At 41.7% G+C, this 24,285-nt stretch carries 15 protein-coding genes; 1 reads left to right on the forward strand and 14 read right to left on the reverse strand.

Features of this window, described 5'->3' with window-relative positions:
- Positions 1 to 259 precede the first annotated feature (259 nt).
- Positions 260 to 1,126, forward strand: coding sequence for an NmrA family NAD(P)-binding protein (locus DRW42_RS23385; RefSeq protein ID WP_113951295.1), 867 nt, complete (start codon positions 260 to 262; stop codon positions 1,124 to 1,126).
- A gap of 391 nt (positions 1,127 to 1,517) precedes the next feature.
- Here DRW42_RS23385 and DRW42_RS23390 read toward each other — a convergent pair whose 3' ends face one another.
- From DRW42_RS23390 to DRW42_RS23455, 14 genes are all read right to left on the reverse strand, one after another.
- The gene (locus DRW42_RS23390; RefSeq protein ID WP_113951296.1) at positions 1,518 to 1,835 is read right to left on the reverse strand and encodes a hypothetical protein; all 318 of its coding nucleotides are present in this window, start codon (positions 1,833 to 1,835) and stop codon (positions 1,518 to 1,520) included.
- A 38-nt stretch (positions 1,836 to 1,873) separates the two neighbouring features.
- On the reverse strand, positions 1,874 to 3,382 hold the full coding sequence (locus DRW42_RS23395; protein WP_113951297.1) for a M60 family metallopeptidase: 1,509 nt from the start codon (positions 3,380 to 3,382) through the stop codon (positions 1,874 to 1,876).
- A gap of 31 nt (positions 3,383 to 3,413) precedes the next feature.
- The gene (locus DRW42_RS23400; protein ID WP_208643622.1) at positions 3,414 to 4,613 is read right to left on the reverse strand and encodes a glycoside hydrolase family 27 protein; all 1,200 of its coding nucleotides are present in this window, start codon (positions 4,611 to 4,613) and stop codon (positions 3,414 to 3,416) included.
- 63 nt (positions 4,614 to 4,676) lie between these two features.
- Complete coding sequence (gene lacZ, locus DRW42_RS23405; protein WP_113951298.1) at positions 4,677 to 7,841, reverse strand: beta-galactosidase, LacZ type; 3,165 nt, start codon at positions 7,839 to 7,841, stop codon at positions 4,677 to 4,679.
- Between the two features lie 442 nt (positions 7,842 to 8,283).
- Positions 8,284 to 9,963, reverse strand: a complete 1,680-nt coding sequence (locus DRW42_RS23410; protein WP_113951299.1) for a LamG-like jellyroll fold domain-containing protein — start codon at positions 9,961 to 9,963, stop codon at positions 8,284 to 8,286.
- A 9-nt stretch (positions 9,964 to 9,972) separates the two neighbouring features.
- Positions 9,973 to 11,931: a M60 family metallopeptidase gene (locus DRW42_RS23415; protein WP_113951300.1), complete on the reverse strand. Its 1,959-nt coding sequence runs from the start codon at positions 11,929 to 11,931 to the stop codon at positions 9,973 to 9,975.
- A gap of 15 nt (positions 11,932 to 11,946) precedes the next feature.
- Positions 11,947 to 13,695 (reverse strand): DUF4983 domain-containing protein, encoded by a 1,749-nt coding sequence (locus DRW42_RS23420; protein WP_147243793.1) that lies wholly within the window; start codon positions 13,693 to 13,695, stop codon positions 11,947 to 11,949.
- Positions 13,696 to 13,721: 26 nt separating this feature from the next.
- A complete protein-coding gene (locus DRW42_RS23425) occupies positions 13,722 to 15,395 on the reverse strand; it encodes a DUF5008 domain-containing protein (protein ID WP_113951302.1) in 1,674 nt (557 codons plus the stop codon).
- 30 nt (positions 15,396 to 15,425) lie between these two features.
- Positions 15,426 to 16,190: a hypothetical protein gene (locus DRW42_RS23430; RefSeq protein WP_147243794.1), complete on the reverse strand. Its 765-nt coding sequence runs from the start codon at positions 16,188 to 16,190 to the stop codon at positions 15,426 to 15,428.
- Complete coding sequence (locus DRW42_RS23435) at positions 16,181 to 17,722, reverse strand: RagB/SusD family nutrient uptake outer membrane protein (RefSeq protein ID WP_113951304.1); 1,542 nt, start codon at positions 17,720 to 17,722, stop codon at positions 16,181 to 16,183. The genes DRW42_RS23430 and DRW42_RS23435 overlap by 10 nt, the downstream gene beginning before the upstream one ends.
- A gap of 14 nt (positions 17,723 to 17,736) precedes the next feature.
- Entirely contained in the window at positions 17,737 to 20,895 is a 3,159-nt protein-coding gene (locus tag DRW42_RS23440) for a SusC/RagA family TonB-linked outer membrane protein (protein ID WP_113951351.1), read from the reverse strand.
- Between the two features lie 35 nt (positions 20,896 to 20,930).
- Positions 20,931 to 21,971: a DUF5007 domain-containing protein gene (locus tag DRW42_RS23445; protein ID WP_158544390.1), complete on the reverse strand. Its 1,041-nt coding sequence runs from the start codon at positions 21,969 to 21,971 to the stop codon at positions 20,931 to 20,933.
- 10 nt (positions 21,972 to 21,981) lie between these two features.
- Positions 21,982 to 22,656 carry a hypothetical protein gene (locus DRW42_RS23450; RefSeq protein WP_147243795.1) on the reverse strand — a complete coding sequence of 225 codons (675 nt, stop codon included), beginning with the start codon at positions 22,654 to 22,656 and terminating at the stop codon, positions 21,982 to 21,984.
- A gap of 14 nt (positions 22,657 to 22,670) precedes the next feature.
- Positions 22,671 to 24,269: a RagB/SusD family nutrient uptake outer membrane protein gene (locus DRW42_RS23455; protein WP_244215358.1), complete on the reverse strand. Its 1,599-nt coding sequence runs from the start codon at positions 24,267 to 24,269 to the stop codon at positions 22,671 to 22,673.
- Between the last annotated feature and the right edge of the window lie 16 nt (positions 24,270 to 24,285).

Here is a 24,285-nt window from a genome sequence, read left to right on the forward strand (position 1 = left end):
CCGTACCCAATAAACTTGACTTCTCTTTTGAGAGGAAATAAAAAACTAAGTAGTGGCCTGTGGAGACACAGACCACGGCGGTAGAGAAGTCAAGTTTGAATAGGCAACATACCCAGTAAACTTGACTTCTCTTTTGAGAGTAAATAAGGAAAGTTTCGGTTGGTGAGACAACAAGCGATAGAAATACTCAAAATACCTAAAACCAAAATTCTTTGCAACTTGTTGATTAAGAAACGCTCGTAACTAAAATTTGATTGTTATGTACGTAATCTTAGGCGCATCTGGTCAGGTGGGATCAGCAATTACAGATCATTTATTGGCTAAAAAACTTGCCGTAAAAGCCGTTATTCATAATCATGAAAAAGCTTCAGAAATAAAAGACAAGGGAGCCGAAGTGGCGGTAGCTGATGCTATGGATTTAAATTCATTAATTGGTGCCTTTCAAGACGGGGATACCCTATTCGTTTTAACTCCAGAAACCGGAAAGAATGAGGATGTATTGGGCGAAACCAAAACCATTCTCGAAAATTATCATAAAGCGATCCAACAATCTTCGATTAAAAAAGTGGTTGGTTTATCATCTATCGGTGCGCAATATGATAAGGGAACAGGTAATTTATTAATGTCGTATATGCTTGAACATGCTTTTGAAGATCTGGATATACCACAGATTTTTGTCCGCCCGGCTTATTACTATAGCAACTGGCTTTTACAAATGCCCGAAGCTAAAAAAAGCGGCACGCTTCCTACTTTTTACCCAACAGATTTAGCCATTCCGATGATTTCACCTATGGATGTGGCCACATTTGTAGCCGATGTATTGGTAAAAGATGATGAATCTAAAATTTATGAGATCGTTGGTCCAGAAAAGCTTAATTCGGATAATGTTGCCGAAGCATTTTCGGCGGTTTTGAATAAAGAGGTAAAAGCAAAACAGATTCCGCGAGATAATTGGGATGAAACGCTGGAAAAAATAGGTTTTTCGCCGGATGCAAGGAAAAATTTTATCGAGATGACTGAAACTGTTGTGAATGGAAATACAGATCCCGAAAATAAGGGAACAACCCTTGTAAAATTAAAAACGGGCATTTCTGAATACTTTGAAAATGCCCTTCGAGACAAGTAAGTGGTATTTAAATTAGTTTTAGATAAGAATATCTACTATAACCCCCAAAACAGATAAAGACCCTGAAATAAATTCAGGGTGACGGCTTTTGGTTTAGAAAGAGCTCTATTATTTGAATTCAGCCATAAAAGTTCAGCTCAATCTTCGTTTTGCATGGGTTCATCGCCATCTTTATGGCCCCAGGTTAAACTTATAATCAGCACAATGGAGGTTAATGTATAGAGCATGCGTTTAATTTATATTAAAACGGATGCGATATTGAAAACGCTACAATGCAGCTTAAAAAACCTATGAGGTTTTTTTGCAATATGCCTGTCAAACCTCGGAGATTTACTTCGCGATACTTCCGAAGTTTGATTGGCAGGATGGTTATTAAACTTCGGAAGTATGGCTAAAACTTAATTTTCAAAGTGCACTTTTTCCTGGTTTCATCATTAATTAATCCATCGGGCAGGGTAATACGCAGGCCTTTGGCGGTTTGTTTCCATCTGACAGGAAATTCCTCATTTTCCATAATCAATTCTTTTACCTTTAAAATGGCTGTAGAAAGCGATTTGATAATCAGTTCGCCGTAATTGAATTCTAAAAGTTCGATATTAAGTTCGTCTGCTTCGCCTGAGTAAAAGATAATGGGGTTTACTTCGTAAATATGAAGCTGGTTACCGCTTTGCTCATCTTTTTTTAAGGCTGTTTTTCTACTTACTGCCATTGTGCTTTGATTTGAGTTAATTTAAGAATGCTTATTACCTAGTTTACGGGAGGAAAATTATAAGGTTTCCACGCAGGTAAACCTGCCAGTTCTTTTTGTGTTTGTTCGCTAATACCCACACCCCAGGTATTAAAAAATGGCGCCAGATTGCGTTTCACAATATTTGAATAGGTTTTAACCCATAAATCGCGTTTTTGCTGATCGTTCAGTTCGCCAATGCCTGGTCCGATTTTTTGATATTCTTTAAAAAAAGCTTTAAAACTTTCCCAACCGAAACCTTCCTGCATCTGGCGGAACATGATGAGGCCTAAAAAAGGGTCGTTTTTCCATTTTTCGTAGCTTGCCCCTTCTGCAAAATATTTTTTCATCATTTTCTGTGTATTCACGCTTGAAACACCAGTATGCGAATCATCGCGACCGCCCATTAAACGATCGAACATATAAAGCGAAAAGAAATTGTTACTTACTTCAGTGGTACCGCCAAAAACCCAGTTCAGATTTTGCATGTTATGACCGATTTCGTGAAAGAAACCCCAGTTTGCCCCGCCTTTACTCGCTTTCATCAGTAATTCGGGATTGGCCATAATTTCGTTGGATAACATTTTCCTGGATGGGGAATGGTGAATCATGATCGGATAACCACTGTGCATGTATCCGCCGCCAATATGTTCATCGGGTACCATACGCTGTGCCCTGTAAAACGGTGCAGGCATATTGGCCAGGTCTAGTTCGCCCAGCACAACGAGATCCCATAATTTTAACACCTCTTCAGGATTTTTGATGGTTTGCAATACACTATCGGGTAGGGTTAAAATCACGTTTTCGGTTGCCATTTCTCCCCATGGTGCTTTATTGTTTTTTAGCTGCTTTTCCCAATCGTTATGCGAACTTTTACCCAATACAAAAAGTGGTGCTTCAACGGCGTGACTGATTTTAAAATCAATTTTTCTGCTGTCGGCCTTTGGTTTTATATCGATGTAAATTAATCCGCCAAAAGGCGATGTTAACCAGTTTTTGCCAACCAACAATTTCTGTTTTTTCGTAATAATGGGCATTCTGCGCCAATCCTCCTTACCAGCAACCCAGTAATTTAAACGGTCGCTGTGTGCTCCAATCTGTACTTCGAGGTCGTTGATGTTGGCATTTTTGGGCACATCAATTTCGATGTATTCGCCGGCCTTGGCATATAAACCGGTGCTGTACATGGTGGCATTATCGTAACCCGAATAACCCAGGGTAGAAACCACCGATACCAGGCTATCGGTCATTTTTTTATGTTCAATACTTACCGTTTTATTTACAAACTGAAAACCGGTTTTTACTGCCCCCGGAAAAATATCGGCAGAGGGTTGGGCTTTAATATTCTTGTAATCGGTACTTTTTAAAATTTGGTCGCTCCATTTGGCGATGGCTTTTCTAAATACAGTGTCGTTTTTAGAAAGGGGATGCTGCGGCGAGATGATCACCGTTGCAGGATCTTTTGCTGCATCCTGGGCCAGGGTAGTTAATCCTGTGGCAAGCAATGCCAGGGTTAATAATGATTTCATTTGTGTTTGGTTTGTTGTTTTGTAAGGTTTGTTATACTTTTTTTAAGCGGAAAACCCTGGTTTCGTGAGCGGTTACCTCACCTGTCCATTTATTGTTTTTAGCGATTACTTTGTGTTGCCATAAATCCCTGATTTCGTATTTATCGGGCAGGCCCAACTCGGCAAAATTTACCTTGGCATTTTGTGTGGATGCTGATCTATTTAATATGGCTATGGCGAAATCGCCATTGGCCAGCGGACGTACGAAAACATCCCATATATCGGTTTTAACTTTTCTTTCGGCCTGTTTGCCCAAAGCATCCTGATTTAATGCAATTATTTCTGCGTTGGTGAATATGGTTTTGGCTTCATCATCCATTTTGCGGATATCGCAACTGGCATATAAGGGCGAGTTGAGCATGCTGTATAAACTCATCTGACTCTGGTATTCGGCTTTTGTACATCCTATGCCTTTAAATGCTGAAGAAGGGCCTTTAGTGCCGTGTAAACCTGCTACCAACATATCCCCATCGTTCCATCTACCCGGGCCGGAAAAACCGGATAATCCGGCCATTTTATCCACCACATTATAAATTCCTACTCCACCTTTGCCTTCAATATCCATCCATTTATCCCTGATATCGTAAGTGGTACGCCAGCTTTGTCCGCCCACTTCTGCACCCCAGTTCCAAGGTTCACGTGGTCCCCATTCGCAGATGCCTAATACAATGTCCCTCCCCGATTTACGCAGGGCCTGTGCGATTGTGGCGTACCGTTTTTTAGCGGTTTCTACATCTTCGGGGGCATTGCAATAATCATATTTCAGGTAATCGATCCCCCATGAAGCAAAGGTTTTAGCGTCCTTATCTTCGAAATTTAAACTTGCGGTATAACCACCACAGGTTAACGGAGCGGCATCAGAATAAATACCCAGTTTCATTCCTTTACCATGGAGGTAATCGGCCAAAGCCTTAATTCCCGAAGGAAACTTTTTGGGATCAGCAATGATATTATTTTTATTATCCCGGCCACCTTGCCAGCAATCATCCAAAAAAATGTACTGATAGCCAGCTTTCACCATTCCACTGCTTACCATTGCATCGGCCATTTCTTTGATATCCTTTTCGTTCGGATTTTCTGACATGATGTTCCAGCTCATCCAGCCCATAGGCGGTGTTGCTGCTAATTTTGGCACTTGAGCATATACAGCAGCGCCAATTGAAAACATCAGAAGGGTTAATTTTAATTTCATAAGTAAATTGTTAGCAATGTAAAATGGATGCTGTTGATTCCATCATCCACTTTACGTTATCTATTATTTAACTGGTTTGATATAATAACTGTACTGGTAATCTTTAAAAGGAATCTGGTATTGGATCAATGGCATAGAACCCCAGCTATCTATCCCCTGAACGCCCAGTTGTTGCAAATCCATGTGTACATAAACCTGATTACGCTTTACCAGTTCGCCGGAGTGATATTGCTTTTTCTCTGCTTCAGGGTCAAGATCTTCTACAGCATAAGGCAGTGCATTAAAACTTAACAACTGATCTGAAAATTCGAAACGAAGCCCTTTGCCTGCTTTATTGGTGAAACTTACCCAACGCACTTCGGTTTTATTGCCACTTTCCTGCGGGCGGGCATAAGCAAAATACTGATCGGAAACGGTTGATTTATAGGTGCCGATTAAAGAAGCTGTTTTGCGGTCGGCATAATTCTCTCCCGGACCACGGCCATACCATTGAATATTGCTGAAATCGTTTTTCAGCTGCAGATCGTTACCGATACGCATGAGGCTTTTGTAATTGCCGGTTACAGCTTTAAACTGGTTGCTTACTTTAATGGTTCCATCGGCCAGTACGTAAAATTCCTGCGTGGTTTCGGCATCGCCTTTTAATAAAGTAGATTTAACGGTTAAGGTAAAATCATCGGCTGTATTGTTTACAGTAGATTTTATATTTGCTGAAGGATTATCCTGATAAACATTGCGCCACATGCGTAATTTAGTATTTAAACCTGCACCGATATCGTTATCAGTTGGTGCACGGTAAAAACCCGGTTGCGGACCCGAAGCCAATAGCTCCTGCCCTTTGGAAATGTAACTTGTCAGCGTTCCTTTGCTTAAATCGAAAGTGATGGTAAAATCGCTTCCTTTCACGATTGCTTTTTCAGCAGTCTGCTCTACTTTTAAAGCTTTTTTGCCAGCAGTGTAAACATTTACTTTTGGTGTACCGGCCAATGCAATCTGCTCGTAAGCAATTTCGTAACCTTTTTCCAAAAATGGTTCAGCCGCTTTTAAGCGGTAACGTACATTCAGGAAATATTCTTTGCCCGCAGCATAATTGGTTTTAAACGGGATGGTTAAAGTTTGCGATTGGCGCGGACCAATATTCAGGTTGCTCACTATTCCGGTTTGAATTACTTTACCATCTTCCAGCAATTCCCAGTTCAATTGTACATTGCTGATATCTTTAAAAAAGTAGCTGTTGTTTACGTTGATCTGGTTGGTACCGTTGAAAGTAGTTTTTATATATTGATGTACTTTCTTCAGTTCAACGGCCATTGGTGTTATTCCACGATATGCCGTTACTACACCCTTTACGCAGAAATCGTTATCACTGAAATTTTCGTCAACCGGACCGCTTAGGGGGAAATCGCCGCCATAAGCCATAATGCGTTTACCATTTTTAACGGTATCAATGGCCTGATCGATCCATTCCCATACAAAACCACCCTGAAGTTTGGGATTATTCTCAATGGCATCCCAATATTCTTTAAAATTACCCAAACTGTTGCCCATAATGTGCGCATATTCGCTCATAATAAACGGACGGGTTTCTTTTTCCTGTTTTGAATAACGCGGCAGATAATTTGGCGAAGGGTATTGCGGAACAATCATATCGGTATTAAAATCGTTCTCTGCCCTTTCGTACTGCACCGGGCGGATATCTTTGCCTTTAAGCCATTGGTAAGCTTCGTAAAAGTTAACGCCATTACCCGCTTCATTCCCTAGCGACCAGGTAATTACAGAAGCATGGTTTTTATCGCGCTCGTACATCCTGGTAATGCGCTCGAGATGAGGTGTACGCCATTGTTTATCATTGGCGAAAGTGGTTTCCAAACTATAATAACGACCGTGCGATTCGATATTGGCTTCGTCTATCACATATAAACCGTATTCATCGCAAAGTTCCATCCAGTAAGGATCGGGTGGGTAATGCGAGTGGCGCACGGCATTTACGTTAAGCTTTTTCATCATTTCCATATCTTTTTCCATATCGGCATGGGTTAAGGTATGGCCCTGGGTGGCATTATGTTCATGCCTGTTTACACCTTTCAGAAATACGCGTTTGCCGTTTACCAATAAGTCGCTTCCTTTAATTTCAACAGAACGGAAACCGATACGCTGCGGAATTACTTCAATTATTTTACTGTTTTTATCTTTTAAAGTGATGTATAAGGTATAGAGGTAAGGCACTTCTGCCGACCAGTTTTTTACATTGCTAATCTGTGTTTTAAAGGAAAGACTGGTTTTATAATTACCCAACACTTTTTGAAGCGTTGTTTCATCTTTCCAAACATTATTGCCTTTTGCATCAACCAGATCGAGCGCTACATAAAAACTATCAGGCCGACTGTGGTTGGTGCGCTGATCTATTTTGTAATTTTCGACCGCTAAATCTACATTCAACAAACCATTGGTGTAAGTGGCATCGAGGTTACCGATGACCTTAAAATCGCGGATATCCAGTTTTGGGGTAGAATAAAGGTAAACTTCGCGTTCGATGCCCGAAATACGCCACATATCCTGGCACTCTAAATAACTGCCATCGCTCCAACGGTAAACCTGTAGCGCAATGGTATTTTCGCCCGGTTTTACATATTTGGTGATATCAAATTCGGCTGCAAGCTTGCTATCCTCACTATAACCTACTTTTTTACCGTTTACCCAAATGTAAAAGGCTGATTTTACTGCTCCTAAGCTGATAAATACCTGCCGGCCATCCCAGTTTGCAGGGATATTGATTTTTTTACGGTAAGAACCTACGGGATTATTATCCACCGGAATATCGAAAGGAGGATTCATTTTTGCACCGGTTAACTGTCTGCCAGCAAACTCATAAGGCTGGTTTACATAGATAGGAAGTCCGTAACCGTTTAGCTCCCAGTTGGCAGGTACTTTAAAGTTATCCCATGCCTTATCATCAAAATCTACTTTATAAAAATCGGTTGGGCGTTTACGCGGATCCTTTACCCAGTTAAATTTCCAGGTACCGTTTAAGGATAAAAAATATGCTGATTTTTCTTTGTTTCTCTTAGCGGCCAGATCCTGATTTTCGAAGGCAAAGGCCGATGCACGCATGGGCAAACGGTTAAGTGAAACCACTTCTGGTGTTTGTAATTCAGAAGGCAACTCCTGCGCGACCAGCTGCCCTGCAATAAATAATAGTGTAAATAAAATGGTTAGTTTTCTCCTCATTATGTGTTGTTATTAGGTTTTATTCATCCAAATTAATGATGATAAGTTTAGGATGTTAAAATTGTTTCTGCGCAAACGTTTGAGTTTTAAAGATGTTACGATAGGTTGAGTATTGGTTTAACGCTTGGACCATTATGATTAAGAACATTAATTTAAACTTTGAGAATCTTACCGGCATGATGCAGAAAGATTGTGAAAGTAAGTTTGATACAGGAATTAAGGATATTAAACTTTGGTATTAGCTTTTTACAACGATCATATCGCAGGTCATACCAATAGATTTATTATAAATTATAGACCCTGAAATAAATTCAGGGTGACGACTCCAGGTTTAAAGTGAATCGCAAAATACAAAGATCCCTTTTTAATGGGCTACTATTTTAAACCCAAAAAAACCCTTTGCCACCTCCGGCGGCAAGGGTTTCACTAACTAAACTAACTACTATTTTATAAATTCTATTTCGAACTGTTTCAGAAAAGGATTTCCATCAATACCATAGTCCGGAAGGATTTTGATATTCATCCAATAAAGTGATAGCGCGGTTACATCGCCAAGGGCGGTAGGAAAGGATTTATCACCATTTACATAGTTGGGATCCGGGGTGGTACTCGCCGGCAAATCATTCCCTAAGCCAACCCAGGTGTAAGGCCCTTTTAAAACCATGTTGTAACCCATAGCTGCTTTATTCTCTAACAGACCTTCAGCTCCTTCATCTACACGCCAAAAACCGATAAGATTAGCAAAGTTGGGATGTTTGGTAATGTCTTTCAGGCTAATATTTGCAGCAATAGTTGAAGCGTCCAAAGCGGTATTAAATATGGACAAATTCGCTGCATAAAAGTCAGATTCCCCACCAAAAGCGCCGATTTTTAACAGTTCATTGGTGTTGATATTTTTGGATCCACTTACATTGTACGAAGATTTAAAAACACCGTCTACATAGGCAGAAGCGGTGCGTGTAGTCGCATTTACATATTTAACTGTCATGGTTAAGGTATGCCAGCCATTTGCCAGCACATCTGGTATGCCCAATTGCTGTTTTCCGCCACCGCCATTTGCACTGCCTCCAAATTCAAGGTTCCATGTTGCACCTTCCTGCATCCAGAACCAGCCTGTCATTACCGAGCCGCTAAGTGCTGTACTCTTGCCTAAAAACTGTGGATAATAGGAACTTGAATTAAATTTTGTCTGCATCTGTACGGTAAAATCCTTATTATCGCCCATGTTGTATAAACCTTTATCAATAGGAACAACAGCTGTAACTGCGCTGGTTTTAAAAGCAACAGTATTGAAACCCGTTTTTTTAAGTTCGAGTGGTTGAAGCGCAGTATTATATACCATCATAAAGCCGTTGGTTGGTGCAGCACTGCTGCCGCCGTGGTTAGAAGTTACCATTACCAGCCAATCTTCATTGGCATAGTTTTTTCTGGCTTTCAGGGCGGTCATAATATCGCCTATATAAGTGTCGGCAGTGGTTACACTTGTTTTGTACGCTGCGTTTGTAGCGCTAAACCCTCCATTTAAGCCAGCAGCCTCTACCTCGCGGAAGTTAACGACCAGCGCACCCAAACCTGCCTGGTTGTTTAAGAGTGCAACAGTGCTGTCTTTAACGGCAATATCTGTACTCACAACCGGAGCAAAATCAGCATTGCTCATAAATTTACGCAAATTTGGCCAGGGCGATACTACCCCGGTTTTTACGGCTTTGAACTGCGTGATGTAATCGAATACATTGCGGTATGAAGTAATGGTACCATGTTCATCATCGTTCGGATCCTGAATGCGTTCGAAATTATCATTAAGTATCTGATGTTTCACATAACCTGTACCGGTTAATATACTTACCCAACCTGCGGCATCAGAATATCCTTTATTGGTATTGAAAGAATATTTGGCATTCTTTTGAAGGGCAGTGAGATTTGTGGGCGCTATGGCTTTAAGTTCGGCCCCACCTAATCCATCAATACTGATAATCAGTACTTTCTTTTGTTTTGCAGTGTTTCTTTGTAATTCTTCGTATATGGCCGGTGGATTTGCGTATTTTTTGCAACTGCTATATCCCAATATGCTTAATACGCAAACACAAAACAGCAGGTTGTATATTTTATTGTTGATTTTCATAATTGCACATTAAGGTTTGATAAGATTACATTCTGATAAATTGGCATAAACAGTACTCACACCATTCTTAATTACCACTTTTACATATTTGGTACTCACAACACCACCCGGGAAATTAAAATTGTAAACCGCAGTATTTTGTGGCAGGGTGGTAGTACCTGCACTCACATAATTTACATTATCGTTACTGGTAAATATTTCCACATCTTTTACATATCCCCCACTGTTATTTTGTCTTTGGGCAAAAGTTACCCCTTTAACCTGTATCGGCAGCGGTGAACCTGTACCCAGCACAATATTGATTGGGAAACCCAGCGTATTGGTTGATGTAGCCGTACCATAATTAGAATGCCAAAACGAAGATGAGGATACAATACCATCAACCAGTGCTTCAGGTGTTCCATCGCCGGATTGGCTTGAACTTACAGAAACCACGGTGGTGGTATACTTAATTGTACCCGTGCCTCCGGTTTTATTTAGCGGATTGTATGTCCATAATGGGGTTTTAAGGAGCGGATATTTGGCATTTACCTTGGCTACAACGGCATCGCTGATTAAAATACCCCAGGCACCAAAAAATGGTGATAAATCGGTTTGGGTATAATCAGAAAGTTTTTCGTAAACAAAATTGTGTTTGGTAACGTCGTTGGTGTTTAAACGATCAGCATGGCGTGCCTGTGTATATAAATAAGTCATGGCACCATAACCATATTTTTCAAAAATTTGCACAAAAGGCAGCATTCTCATAAACGGCGATTCATCAGGAGTAACCATGGCAGCATCGGTATCGAAATTTTTGGTTCCGGCTGCGTTTGCGTAAGCAAGTGCCTTAGGGAAACCACTTGAAACAGCCGGATGCAGGATATTATAGTTTGCACCGATCCTGTTGGCCACTTTAAAGCTGAAAAGGTTGTTTGTGGTTTCGCCCAGGGTACTCCAGCTCCAGACACTTCCCTGCTGACAGTTGTGACCAAATTCGTGATAGGTACCCCACTGACCAGAGCTGGTGGTGATTGAATTTAAACTGGTAAAACTGGCAAACCAATAAGAATCGTTTAAACCTACAAAAGGGAAACCATTATGACCATAACCATTAGTTAACTGGATATCTAATATACCCCTCCACTGGCTCTGCGGGCTTCTGTCTCTGATATCAGGTGCATTATCAGACAGGCCCATCCAGGCATTGTAATCGAGATCGAAAACATCGTTCCAACGGGTAAATACCGCGGTTGGATTGGTAAACGGTTCGCTTGAGTTAAATGTAGCCATTACCTTATCCCTCGGAATGGTAAAAATAACCCGTTTGGCACGCAGCTCTAACCAGGGCACCTGCGAAGCTTTTACTTTGGCTACCCAATCGGCGTCGGTGGTTTGGCCCAAAATAAAATCAGGCGATACCACGGCGCCAGTGATGGTAAAAGTAACGGGATTGGCATAGGCAAACGATGCCAGAATATAGATATGTCCGCCATACAAGTTGCGGATATAGTTTACGCCTGATACCAGCTGTTTTCTGTTATAAATAACCGGATCGCGCAAAAGTGGCGATTTACCTGCCAGGTTATCGGTATGCGCACCAATCTGTACGGTTAATCCATCTACACCTGCGGGAACCACAATTTTAATCAGTTCGCCCGGAGCAGCATAATAACCGGTACTGTATTGTGGAGATGGTGCAACAGAAATCCTTAAATTCTGCGCATTCTGATCGGTAAAGTTAAGATCGAGCGTAAACTGGGCATCTTTAACCCTTGGTTCTGACTGATCTACCAAACCAGGAAATACCCTTGCCTTGGCATACATCGATTTATCGATCAGCTTCATATTGGTATCGATGGTTCCTTCGGCCTTATTCTGCGAATCATCAGGGTAACCATCCGGAACTTCGTAGCCGTATTTTTTACAGGCCGATACACTTAAAATAAGTATAAATGCGTGTAATATGCAGAGTTGTTTGAGTTTCATATTTCTAATCGTTAATTAGTTTGTAGGTAAATTAACAGGCGGGGTATAAAATTTACCCATTAAGTTCCAATTGGCCGGAACAGCAATATTTAACCAGTTATAAATCATCAGCGGAATATCTACGCCATTTGGCACAGCAGTATAAGCAGCAGTTGTAAATACAGATGCTGAAACATTAGGAGCCAGATCGCCATAGGGTTTCCAGATATTTGTGCCCACAAAATTTAAAAGCGGCCCTTTGCCCGTTTTTTCGGCGGCAACAGCACCCTGGCCTTCATTTAATGGCCAATAACCAATAATATTTGAATAATAGTTATCAGTTGACGAAAAATTTGTTTTACGCATGTTGTTGATAACATCATTTTCGGATAGCGCTACATTGTAAATAAGCACATCCTGGATCAAAACATCAATGGCTGATACCGTAGATTCGGTTGTAACAATATTGCCCACGGTTAAAGGCGTAGTAGATGTCATACTTGCGGTCCAGTTACCATTTGAACTGGTTAAAGGTCCACCTACTATTTTACCATCCTGATAACCGGTAACGTAGCGGGTACCGTTTTCGGTATAAATCCTGATGGCAATGGTATGCCAAAGGCCATCCCTGAAATTCCGCGTTCCGGCGCCAAACTGTTGCGTTCCGTTGGCCTTAAAATTCCAGGAATCACCATTGGTAAATAGTACCCATCCTGCATTACCGCTTGCAAAGTTTGCTGTTTTACCGATAAATGGAGGATAACCACCAACCGAAGAATGATTTGCCTTAATTTTTAGCAGTAAAGTATAATCGCCACTTGTACCAAAGTTTCCGGTAGTTGTATTATTGGCAACTAAATCATTACGGCTTGTATTGGTACATACCAGATTGGGTGCTGTTCCGCTATAGGGTAAGTTGTTTGGATCGAGGGCCACCTGCGACCGGCTAAATTTAGGGTTATAGAAAGCTATAAAGGTGTTTCTTGATCCATCTACAAATGGGTTGGAACTATTTGCCGCACCAGATGGACCTCCGCCTTTATTTGATGCTACAATCACCATCCAGTTTTCGCCACCAAAGGTTTTTCTTGCCCTCAAAGCAGTCATTATCTCTCCAATATATCCATCTAAAGTATTGATTGCAGTGGTGTAAGCCGTATTATTCGTATTGTAATTATTTCCTCCTGCTGCATCGGCACTATGAAACTGCGCCACGAGTACCGATGGATTATTGCTGTTAATTTCGTTTATCACCGCTGTTTTTACCCCAGCATCATCGGTAAAAGATTGTTTTACGCTGGCATCTTTTGCCAGATTATCGTTAAAAGCTGCCGTTGCTGCAAAAGATACCGTACGTGTATTGGCAAATACCGATTTAATCCTCGAAAACAGCGTTGGCGTAGCCTGGCTATCAAAACCGGTAAAATTTTCGGTGCTTACCTTATGTTTACTAACATCCACCCCGGTAATCATGTTTGTCCAGCCAGCTGCATTGGTGATTTCATTGGTCTGATAATCGGTTAACCCATCATAAGAATATATGGATTTAGCGGTAATCTGTGTCAGGTTTGTTGGAGCCAGGTTTTTGAGCACTGAACCTTTAACACCATCTAAAATGATATAAAGTACCCTTTTGGAGCCATCCCCAACGCCCAGCGTATCGTTTTTAAATGATGCAGGCAATGTATTATCAAAATCCTTGTTACATCCAAACGACATTAAGAAAAACCCTGATACCAGGGCAAAGCCTAAATATTTTATGGTTAATGTAAATCCTTTTTTCATCTCTTTTATATTTGAAACTTTATTGATCAATTAGAAAAATTAAGGCGCAACAGGTTATGTGGAAAAGTGCTGTTGAAACGTAAAATATTACCCACCAGAATTACCTGGGAGCCACCTGTAATTGGAGTTTCGACCATATCATAAATCATCCCCTGAAAACCACCTGTATTGTTATAACCTACGGCCAGTTGCCCGTTAGCCTCTAATACCATAAAACCCTGACGGAGATAATCGCCGTATTTATTAAAAGAGCCGCTTACAATTATTTTTCCGTTATTAAGCTGACCGGCAAAAGTGGTTATACCCCCTGTTATGGCCTGGCTGTTAAAAGTAGATACGTTGGTACCATCAGCATTTAATAAATTTACTCCTGTGGCTGTTTTTCCGTTAAAGGTGGTAAACGAACCGCCAATCACAATTTTATTGGTAGTGGCATTGTACCTGATGGAGTTAATATCGCTGTTGGCCCCGGTGCCGGCACCAAAACTGTTATCAACACTACCATCAAGATTTAACCTTACAATCCGGTTGGCCTGTACGCCATTAAATGTGCTGAAAGTGCCCACCAGGATCAATTTTCCATCTGCCTGCATCATGGCATCCAAAACAATACCGTTAGCACCTATGGCACTCTGGCGGGTTGATTTGTTGTAATGGAAAGTAGAATCCATAGAACCATCCATATTTACCCTCACCATCTGCCTCATACGTGTATAATCATACACCTTTTCGTCGTAACTGGAGTTTGGCAGATACATGCGTTTGTAATTATTAAAGTTGCCTACAAGGTAAATCTGCTCGTTAAATACAAAAGCTTTTCTCACCATCCCATCCACGCCGGCATTAAAGGCACTCACAGTATCGCCATTTTTAAAGGTTTCCTGTGGCTTCGGATTGATTACATCCCTCAGGATCAAACTATCCAGTGTTCCGGCTGTATTTAGCCTGGCAACATTATTTAATGTTTGGCGGTTGGGCCTTGTAGAATTGAAACTGGTAAAACTACCGGCAATAATATATTTACCTGCCTGCGAACCGGTTGGGATACGGACAATGGAATTGATCTGTTTCAAAGCACCGCCTACCCCTTTTCCAAAATTAAGTCCGCTGGTAGTATATGCACCATCTCCGGTAATTTGGGCAATCCCCCCGATAGGGAGTTTTTCGGTTCCTTTTAACTCAAAATCATTAAATTCTCCACCTACCAGGTAATTGCCTCCGGGTAAGGTTTCAATATCCAGTACGGTACTAAAACCGTTGGCACTTACCGATCCGTTGATGATTTTCCAGCTGGCATCAACACTGATTTTGCCGCCTACTTTAACAATCGGCCCGAAAAAACTCTGTCCCTGGGAAGTGATCCACATACTACCCGTACTGGCTGTTAATGGCACTTTAAAGGTTAAAGTGCTATCGTTGGTTGATGCAGGGACTACTTCTGCCTCGATTTCGTTTACATATACCTTAAAATCACTGATGTATTTAGCCAGGCCTTTCACTTTTACGCTTAACACATCTCCGGGGTTTACCACATCAGGATCGATGGTTTTGGTAACGAAAGTAAGATCCAATGGTTTTTTACCGCCAGCATAGGGATCTTCGGTAAGTCCCTTTTCTTTCTGGCAGGAAACAAAAGCCGTTGCCAGGCCTATTGCGCCCAACAAAAACAGCTTAAATTTATATTTTATGTGAATTAACATTTTATTCTATTTATGGGTGATACAATAAACCTATGGTGCTGGCGGACTAATGCCTGCCGATATGGCCTGTTCGATAAAAACATCGGTATTAAACCCGAAATTATGTTTGAGCTTATTCAGTACATGAAGTACACCATTGCTTGGCTGGATATCGGAGGTGGCAACCGGAATATTCATCAGCGAAACCTGTGGATTGGAAAGATCGGGGATATAGGCCAGGTATAACTGACGGTAACCTGCGTAAGCCACGCGCGAAATTTCTGCTCCCTTATCATTATAAACCACAGCATCGTTAAAAATTACCCCAACATTCATAATCCGGCCTCCATAAGAGGTATAACCCTGACCAGGATAAGCGAGGTAGGATAAAGTATCGCGCTGAGGATAATCTTTTAAGCGGTTTGGGCCTTTAAAAATATATTGCGACAGGATATTTCGCCACACCTCGGGCTTAATCTGCGATAATTTAGAAACGGTGTCTTTTCCCGTAACCCTTAATTCGACATTTAAGCGTTTAATGGATTTAAAAATAGAACCACTTGGGGGAGCAAAAAAGGTAATGTTCTCTTTACCCACCACATCGGCCAAACCAGCCAGTTTAATTACCGTAAGGGTTGAATCGAAAAAAGGTTTCTTTTCTTCCATATACTGCATCATATTGCCGCTGTATTTTGCATCATGAACACCTGTATCCATGTAATATTTTTTACAGCCGGTTAATACCGATAATATACAGATCAGTGAGAATAGCAGTTTTTTATAATTCTTTTTCATCATCATATCTATTAATTCCAAAAGTTATTACCGATTAAATTTGGGTTCGCGCTACGATCAGCCGCGCTAATGGTAAGCGGCCAGGTCCATGCGCCTGCGTTTAGGTTGGCTACAGACATTGGCGATTTGGTGAAATCGGAATCGATTACCCTTTTGGTGCGTACCAGGTCAAAAAAGAATTGTCCTTCGCCAATCAGTTCCCTGCATCTTTCCCTATAAATATCATCCTTTAAATCCTGCCCGCTTTTGGTAAGGAGCGGTGCGTTGGCCGCAACAGTAACCCTGTTGGCAAAATCCCTTGCCCCACTATCATCACCAAGCTCAGCAAGTGCCTCGGCCGTTAATAAATAACAATCGGGCAACCTGAAAATAATGGCGCTGTCATCGCTGGTTACCGATATGGCAGTTCCCGACCCTGTTGTGTAAGTATTCGCGAATTTTTTAAACTGAAAGCTTCCGCTACCAGCATCGTAGTTTTCGAACCAGGTGGTTAACCTCGCATCAGAAGATCCGGGCAGGTATAACTTGCTGATGTAATCGCTACGGTATGTCATGCTGCTTGATGTTTTGGTTACATTACCCCTATAAGGAAAATGTGAAAAATAATAGGAAAAGCCTGCGGGTAATGAAAAGCCTTCGCCATAGTTAAACTCCTGCAGGATACCGAACAAACTTTCGGAGCTTCTTCCTTTAAAAATCTTCATGGTATTGGCTGCGTTAATAGGGAGTATTTTGTAATTACTATAGGTATCGAGTTCGGCGGCCAATGCTTTTACGGCTTCGTAATATTTGGTTTTAACACCGGTATCCCAGGCAGCGGCCCACATGTTTAAATGCATCAACAGTGCTACAGCCGAGGCCCTTGTTGGCCTGAATCCGTTAGATGAGGCATCGTTATAATAGGTTGGAAGATCATTTTTTGCCGCAGTCATGTCGGCAATACATTTATTCATTACGGTAACCTGCGGTGTTCTGGCATCCGGGCTGCTATGATAAGCATCTGTGTAATAAATGGCATCGCCAAATAACTTACAGATAAACATGTAGCTTAAATTACGGAGGAACACTGCTTCTGCTTTATATCTTCTTCTATCGGCATCGGGCAAACTGGTGGATGGCACCTTATCAACCTCAAAATACATGATGTTGGATGCGGCAATCACATCGTACCACTCTTTCCAGTTCATAATGTTTTTCATCATGCTGTTATACCGACCGCTAGAGTTAACGATATATTTCATATCACTGCCAATCAGCGCATTAAAATTATTTGCCCCGTCGTTATCTAAGTTCACTACCTGAACGCCGTTTCCCCTGATTTCGAGAGCTGGGAAAAATGCACGGTCATCATCACTAAAAAACTGTGGTGTACCTGCCACTTTCGCTCTTAAACGCGAGTAAATACCGTTTGTAAATCCTTCCACGTCTTGACGGGTTTTCCAGAAATTGTTACCGCTCTGTGCTTCGATGGGCGTTACATTCAGAAATTTTTTACAGCCTGCCGTGCTTAAAACCAGTATGGCAAACAGGATTATATATTTTGTATTTTTCATCTCTAATTATCTTATTAAAACTCAATATTTAAACCCAGTGTAAATTGCCGCGGAGAAGGATAACCTCCTGAATCGTCTCTACCTAAACTGGTTACATTTTCGGGATTAGGGCCCGAGTAACGTGTAATAAAACCAAGGTTAGAGGCAGTGGCATTTATACTTACCCTGTTCATACCAAACCTGCTGGTAAACCTTTTATCAAAAATGTAATACACTTTAACAGAGTTTAACTTAAAGTAAGAGCCATCTTCCTGAAAGGCTGTTTGGTTTAACCTGAAGGGATCGATAATCCTTGAACGCACGAAATCCAGAGGATTGCCATAGGTAGCCACATCACCAGGGCTACTCCAGTAGTTCAGCTGATCGAGCGGCACCAGACTGCCCGAACCATTAGGAAAATAATAATTACGCAACTGATTGGCCAATGGGTTATTGATGATATCGCGGATCAGGGTAAATGAGGTATTTACTTCTAAACTCCAGTTTTTCCATTGCAGGTAAGAGGTTATACCACCGGTTACCTGTGGCTGAGAGTTACCTGCTATAACCCTGTCGTTGCCATCCAAAACGTAATTTCCGTCCAGATCTGTAAAAACCGGATCACCCGCTTTGAAATAATTTAATCGTCCGTTGCCCCCTACGCGGTATGGTAAACCAGTATTAGGGTCAACCGGAACCTGGGCATTGGTAGAGTAAACACCTTTTGTATTGAACAGGTAGTTAGACAGCGAATTGGTACCTAAACGGTAATAAATATCCTGGCCTAATTCCTTATCATAATAAATCATATCGCGTAAACCATCAGGCAACTGTGCCAAAACCTCCCTGTTAATGGCCAGGTTGGCAGATATGGTCCATTTAAACGGACTGGTTGGACTTAAGGGGCGGGCAGTTGTTTGAAACTCCCAGCCATAGTTTACGTTACTGATTTCGTTAGAGGCAATGCTGCTGAATGAATTGGAACTTGAAATATCCTTGTACCTGAAAATATTATCGTTCTGTTTATAATAAGTATCAAAAACAAATGAAAAACGGTTATTGAACAAGCTAAAATCAACACCCGCATTATAGGTTGTTGCTTTGGTAGGCTGTAGATCGAGATTTGGAAGTCTGCCAAGATCCAATATTACCGAGTTGGCATTGTTGTAACGGGCACCTCCAACATACTTACCGTAGGCATCAAAAATCCCACCAACTGGCTGTATATTAGAACCATAACTTAAACGGATATCGGCATAATCGATCCATTTAATATTATCCATGAATTTTTCCTTATTAAAGTTCCATTTCAGGGCGATTGACGGATTGGCAATATAACGTGCGTTAGCTCCATTGGCCGAGTTGGCATCCAGACGGTAATTTAAGTCTAAAACATACTTTTGTTTGTAGTTATAAGAAAATGCACCGGCAAAAGCTACGCTTCTGGCATCATTATAATCAATAGTTCCACCCAAAGAGGTAAGATAATCGGTCATATTGGTTAAAGGGCCTCTTAACTGATCGTTTACACCCCTTTCGTTCAAAATGGCATCGGCTTTAAAAAAGCTCGAATTAATTTCGGTAAAGGCAAATAAGTTAAAAGTGTGCGAATCTTCTCCCGAAGCATCTTTCAGGCCATATACATAAGAAAACTGGTTACGGTTATACAACTTGGTTGCCCTATCGTTATAGGTATAGTACTGCGATTGGTTACCATTTAAGGCAGCCGGCGAAAAATTGTCTTTTGTAGCCGAACTATTCGTATAATTTAAAAATGTGGCAATCCTGAAATTCTTAAAAACCTCGTATTCCGCATTAATGGTTGCAAAAGTTTGTAAAGATTTATTATCGTTATCTGTTTGCAGCTGTGCCAGCAAACCACTTTGCGATGAATAGAGCGAAGGTGATGGCAGCAAGGTAGAAGCCGAACCTGTAGAGGCAAGCCCGCTGTTTAACAAACCATTTCCACTACCCGTTTGCTGTTTTTGAATGGAGTTTTGCAACTGCCCAACCAATTTGAACTTGGGCGTAGGGTTGTACTGCATGTTCATATTGAGGTTGTACCTCGAATAACCGGTATTCTGTTGTATACCTGTTTCATCATAGGCCCCCAAACCTACTTTATAGTTGAAGGCAACATCACCACCCGAAACATTTACGTTGTGGGTTTGGTTAAATGTACTGCGATAAAAGTAGGATTGCCAATCGGTTGAATTGTTATAGTAAGCATTTAAACTATCAGCCAGTACGGGCGATGAGTTGATCAGATCCACGGCGTGGTTGTAAGTAGTATCGTTCTGCAGAATCTGCCAGATACGCAATTGTCTTTCGCCCTTACCACCGATAACGGTACGCAACTGGGGCACCATCGAAAAGAATGCGGCTCCGCTATAGCGCACTACCGGCACCTTTGAATTACCACGTTTGGTGGTCACTAAAATTACCCCATAAGCACCTCTTGATCCGTACAACGCCGTAGCTGCAGCATCTTTTAATGTGGTAATATCTTCAATATCCTCGGGTGGAATCTGTGAGATGGGCGATACACCCGGACCAGCCTGCTGAAAACCGTAAGAATAATTGGTATTATCATCAACCGGAACCCCATCAATTACAAACAACGGAGAAGTTGGGGTTAAGAAACTCGAACTTCCTGAACCCGATACATTGATGTTAGAAATACCACGCAGGGTGATAGATCCCCTGAAACCCGGAGCACCGGTATTGTTCTGGATGTTAAGCCCGGCAACTTTACCCTGTAATAACGACATCACATCACTGGCGGGTTGCCCCTGGATATCTTTACCCGAAATGGTTACGGTAGAACCGGTAGACAGTGTGCGGGTTTTGGTTTGATAGCCGGCACTAACGGTTACCTCTTTAAGGGTTGTGTTATCGCCCTGTAGGGTTACATTGATAGTGGTACGGCCGTTTACTTTTACGGTTTGGGTTACATAACTTAAATATTTAAAGGTAATTTCGGCATTTGATGCTACCGTTACCCTAAAGCGCCCATCTCCATCGGTTTGGCCCATTACCCTGCCACCGCTTAAAATGCTTACGCCGGGCATGGTTTCCTTCTTTTTCGATTCGCCATCGTAAACCGTACCTGTAACCGCAATTTGCTGTTGTGCCAGGGCAAGATTGTGCAAACCAAAAATCAATAAGATTACTATGCTGTAAAAATACTTCATTGGAAATATGTTTTGTTTTGATTTAGTTAGTTTCATCAGTCGTTGTCGAATTTTGGTCTGTCGTTCTTAAACTGGAAGATGATTTCCCAATCCCCCTCCTCGTAGATCTTAAAATTTAACGCCAGATAACAGTGAAGTAAAGCGGCACCGAAGGCCTGCCTGTCGAACCTGAACACTACCCTTGCCGCACCACCATCAGTAGTGGTATATTTTGTAGGATATGCAGTTAGCGGAACAGGATAAGCTACATCGAATTTTACCTTTGTAGCATCTTTTATCATATTAAAACCGTGTACCAGGTTACCCCAATCGGTTAAGGCAAACTTATTCGGATCAATAGGCTGGGCCAGTGTATCCACAAATTTGAAACTGATGCTATGCCCCGAATAACCCGGCAATCCTTTTGGCAGTTTATTGAATACTACCCTTACATCGCTGGATGACAAAAATTGATTGGTACGCACACCAGTAATAAATAACCCGGAAGGACTGATAGAGGTAGCTGTTCCCTGTCCGGTTACCGGATCAAGCGGCGATGGCTCGTAAGGGCGCTCGCGCAGGGGTGTAAGGCGCATATTCTGAAAATATTTTCTTCCACCGGTATTCGACATTTCCACATCAAAAACATAACCCGAATCGGGCTGGGCCTTAATCATGTTGGAATTTGCCTCTGCCCACATCAAAAACTCGCCTGAATGCGGACGTACTTCAAACAACGGGTGGTTTTCTATTACGCGTTTTGCTTCAATTTCGGCCAGCGATTTCTCGGTCCCGTCGTAAGCTGTTTTCCATACCTTAACCGGATACAATTTGGTGAGTTCGGGGGCAGGCTCGCCACCAAATGTGCGCATGTTTACAATTTTAAAATCAAGCGGTCTGCTCGAGTTGCCATAGGTAAAATTATTGGTAAACAAGGTGTTTCTGCCCAAAGTAGGCTGATATATAAACTGTGTATACTGGCTATCGTTAGCGATAGATAACCTGTTATCGGGCAAATTTTTCTTACACGAAATCAGTATGAGCATCATGGCCGATAGCATTACAGCTACACTGAGAAAGTATTTTTTAGTTTTCATCTTCATAAGGCTATTGGTCTAATCTGTATGTAAATTCATCAAACCCGAAATTGTGCAGTGGAGTTAAAATGTTAATGGTGGCGTTGTTGGTTTTGATATTAACTGCATTGGTATTTGTGGTTACCCAGTTAAGCTGTATGGTTGAACCGTACATATCGCTGTACTCGAGGGTGGTAGCCCCGCCGCCTACAAAGCCTGATGCATTTGATTTTACAGCTTTAATATGCATAGGATAATTAAAACCTATGGTGTTTAGCGTAATACCATCAACGTTATCGGCATAATCATAGGTGGTTTTGTTTCCCCTGATGATGTATTTGGTGAGCATGTACAATAATTCGTCGGGATCTCCTGTTTTTAAATAAACCGGGGGTTTTCCTTCTGCTTTTCGGGTTTGGTTTAAATATTTAACCGATGCCACAAAATTTTCGTTTACTGGGGCGAACAGGGTAACCTGCTGGTTGGTTAGCGAATCTTTAAGGAAAGGGAAACGATCCAATACCAATAGCAGCGAATCGAAAGTGTTAGGTTTGGATTTTAAATAATCCATGGCCGATCCTTTAAAGGTTTGTACGGTATTGGTATAATCGTAGTAGGGCGAATCGCTTTTTTTGCAGGCACTTAAATAAATACCCATTACGGCTGCCAGCAACAATAGGCTATGCTTAAATAATTTCTTTTTCATGATCTTCTGATTGATTATTGCCAGTATGGATTTTGCGTGATAAGCGAATTGGCATTGATTACATCCTGCGATATCGGCCAGTAAATGCCACCTGCGCTTTCAAACTGCCTGAATGTAAGCGGAGTACCATTTTTGCTGATAAAAGTCCCGCTGGCATTTTTAATCCTGTTGTAGCGCACAATATCATACCATCTCCAGCCCTCGCCCATCAGTTCCCTCCTGCGTTCCTCAAAAATGGCATCGATTAGATTTTTACCCGAAGCAGGATCAAAAGTGCTTGTTCCCCTCAAATTTGAGGCTTTGTTTAAGGCTGTAATGGCCTCATCACGCTGCCCCAGTACGGCACAGGCTTCGGCCCTTAACAGGGTAACCTCTTCTATGCGGCTAAAGAGCATCGTAGAACTGAATAGTGTGAAATCGCCGGAGGTTTGGGCAGTATAAATAACTTTAATCTTATTAAATATGGGCTGCTCTGAAGTAAAATTGTAAAAGTAATTGGTGCGGTATAAACCACTAATTGGGTTAATGCTGAACCTTAAATCCTTCGGATCGGTAAATATTCTGAGAATACTGTCTTTCGGTACAAACATCTCCGGTTGTGCCTTAGGGATAAAAGGCTCGGCAAGGGTTAACTGTTCTATATGCCCGTTGGCGGTTGATAAGCCGTTACCCGCCTCAAAAGGGAAGCCTACCAGTACAGTTGCACGTTTAAAAGCAAAAGGGCTGTAATAATTTACATTTTCGGTTAGGGCATCCATATCGAGGTATACGATCCCGTTTGATCCGCTTCCGTTAGAACGGGTATAATTATCGAGTACAAATTTGCTGTACGTTGCTGCATCGAGGTAATTGCCCTGCCAGGCGGCTATGTGAGCCAAAATAATATAGGCAGATAAGCGGGTAAAAATATTCCCGTTCCAGCTGGCCCAGCCCGCTCCGTAATAAAGTCCGGGCAGAATAGGATCATCGCCACCATATTTAAACGGCACAACCTGCGCTGCAGCCAAAAGTTCGGTAGTGGCAAACTGTAAAACCTTGTCTTTGCCGGTTCTTGGTAATTTAACAAAATCGCCATCATGCGATGAGGTTAACAAAGGCACATCGCCCCAGATCCTTACCATGTAGAAATACGCAAAAGCCCTTAATATCCTGGCCTGTGCCACATCTACATTGTTGTTGATCTGCGTATAACGCGAATCTAAAGGTATAATCTGTTTTGAGCGTTCAATAAATAAACTTGCTGCATTAACCACAGCATAAAACCTGCGCCAATTGGTAATCCGGTTAATTACAGGATATTGTGCATTTAACTGTCCTGTAACGATAGACTTAAGGTCAGCCCTGTTGGTGATCTGAAAATCGCCCTGGCGTAAATCGCCCATTAACCAGTGGGTATTATCTGATACTGTGGCCGAGCGCATCAGACCGTATACCGAAAGCAGGTTTGCACGCGCATCTTCCAGTGTTTTCCAATTGCTTTCCTCTGTAGCCAACCTGGTTGATTGCACATCATCAATTTTCTTACAGGAGAAATTGCCAACGCCAACCATGGTTAATATTAAAGCAAGGGTAACCGATCTGCAGATACTAATTTTATAATTAGAATAATTCATATCAATTCTGGTAATA

The sequence above is a fragment of the Pedobacter miscanthi genome (assembly GCF_003315595.1).
GTDB classification, from domain to species: domain Bacteria; phylum Bacteroidota; class Bacteroidia; order Sphingobacteriales; family Sphingobacteriaceae; genus Pedobacter; species Pedobacter miscanthi.

What these genes read in the sequence shown, in the direction of transcription:
- DRW42_RS23400 (WP_208643622.1), bottom strand. Translation starts at nt 4,613, where the DNA reads ATGAAATTAAAATTAACCCTTCTGATGTTTTCAATTGGCGCTGCTGTA.
- DRW42_RS23455 (WP_244215358.1), bottom strand. Translation starts at nt 24,269, where the DNA reads ATGAATTATTCTAATTATAAAATTAGTATCTGCAGATCGGTTACCCTT.
- DRW42_RS23450 (WP_147243795.1), bottom strand. Translation starts at nt 22,656, where the DNA reads ATGAAAAAGAAATTATTTAAGCATAGCCTATTGTTGCTGGCAGCCGTA.
- DRW42_RS23435 (WP_113951304.1), bottom strand. Translation starts at nt 17,722, where the DNA reads ATGAAAAATACAAAATATATAATCCTGTTTGCCATACTGGTTTTAAGC.
- DRW42_RS23385 (WP_113951295.1), top strand. Translation starts at nt 260, where the DNA reads ATGTACGTAATCTTAGGCGCATCTGGTCAGGTGGGATCAGCAATTACA.
- DRW42_RS23445 (WP_158544390.1), bottom strand. Translation starts at nt 21,971, where the DNA reads ATGAAAACTAAAAAATACTTTCTCAGTGTAGCTGTAATGCTATCGGCC.
- DRW42_RS23415 (WP_113951300.1), bottom strand. Translation starts at nt 11,931, where the DNA reads ATGAAACTCAAACAACTCTGCATATTACACGCATTTATACTTATTTTA.
- DRW42_RS23395 (WP_113951297.1), bottom strand. Translation starts at nt 3,382, where the DNA reads ATGAAATCATTATTAACCCTGGCATTGCTTGCCACAGGATTAACTACC.
- DRW42_RS23425 (WP_113951302.1), bottom strand. Translation starts at nt 15,395, where the DNA reads ATGTTAATTCACATAAAATATAAATTTAAGCTGTTTTTGTTGGGCGCA.
- DRW42_RS23410 (WP_113951299.1), bottom strand. Translation starts at nt 9,963, where the DNA reads ATGAAAATCAACAATAAAATATACAACCTGCTGTTTTGTGTTTGCGTA.
- DRW42_RS23420 (WP_147243793.1), bottom strand. Translation starts at nt 13,695, where the DNA reads ATGAAAAAAGGATTTACATTAACCATAAAATATTTAGGCTTTGCCCTG.
- DRW42_RS23440 (WP_113951351.1), bottom strand. Translation starts at nt 20,895, where the DNA reads ATGAAGTATTTTTACAGCATAGTAATCTTATTGATTTTTGGTTTGCAC.
- lacZ (WP_113951298.1), bottom strand. Translation starts at nt 7,841, where the DNA reads ATGAGGAGAAAACTAACCATTTTATTTACACTATTATTTATTGCAGGG.
- DRW42_RS23390 (WP_113951296.1), bottom strand. Translation starts at nt 1,835, where the DNA reads ATGGCAGTAAGTAGAAAAACAGCCTTAAAAAAAGATGAGCAAAGCGGT.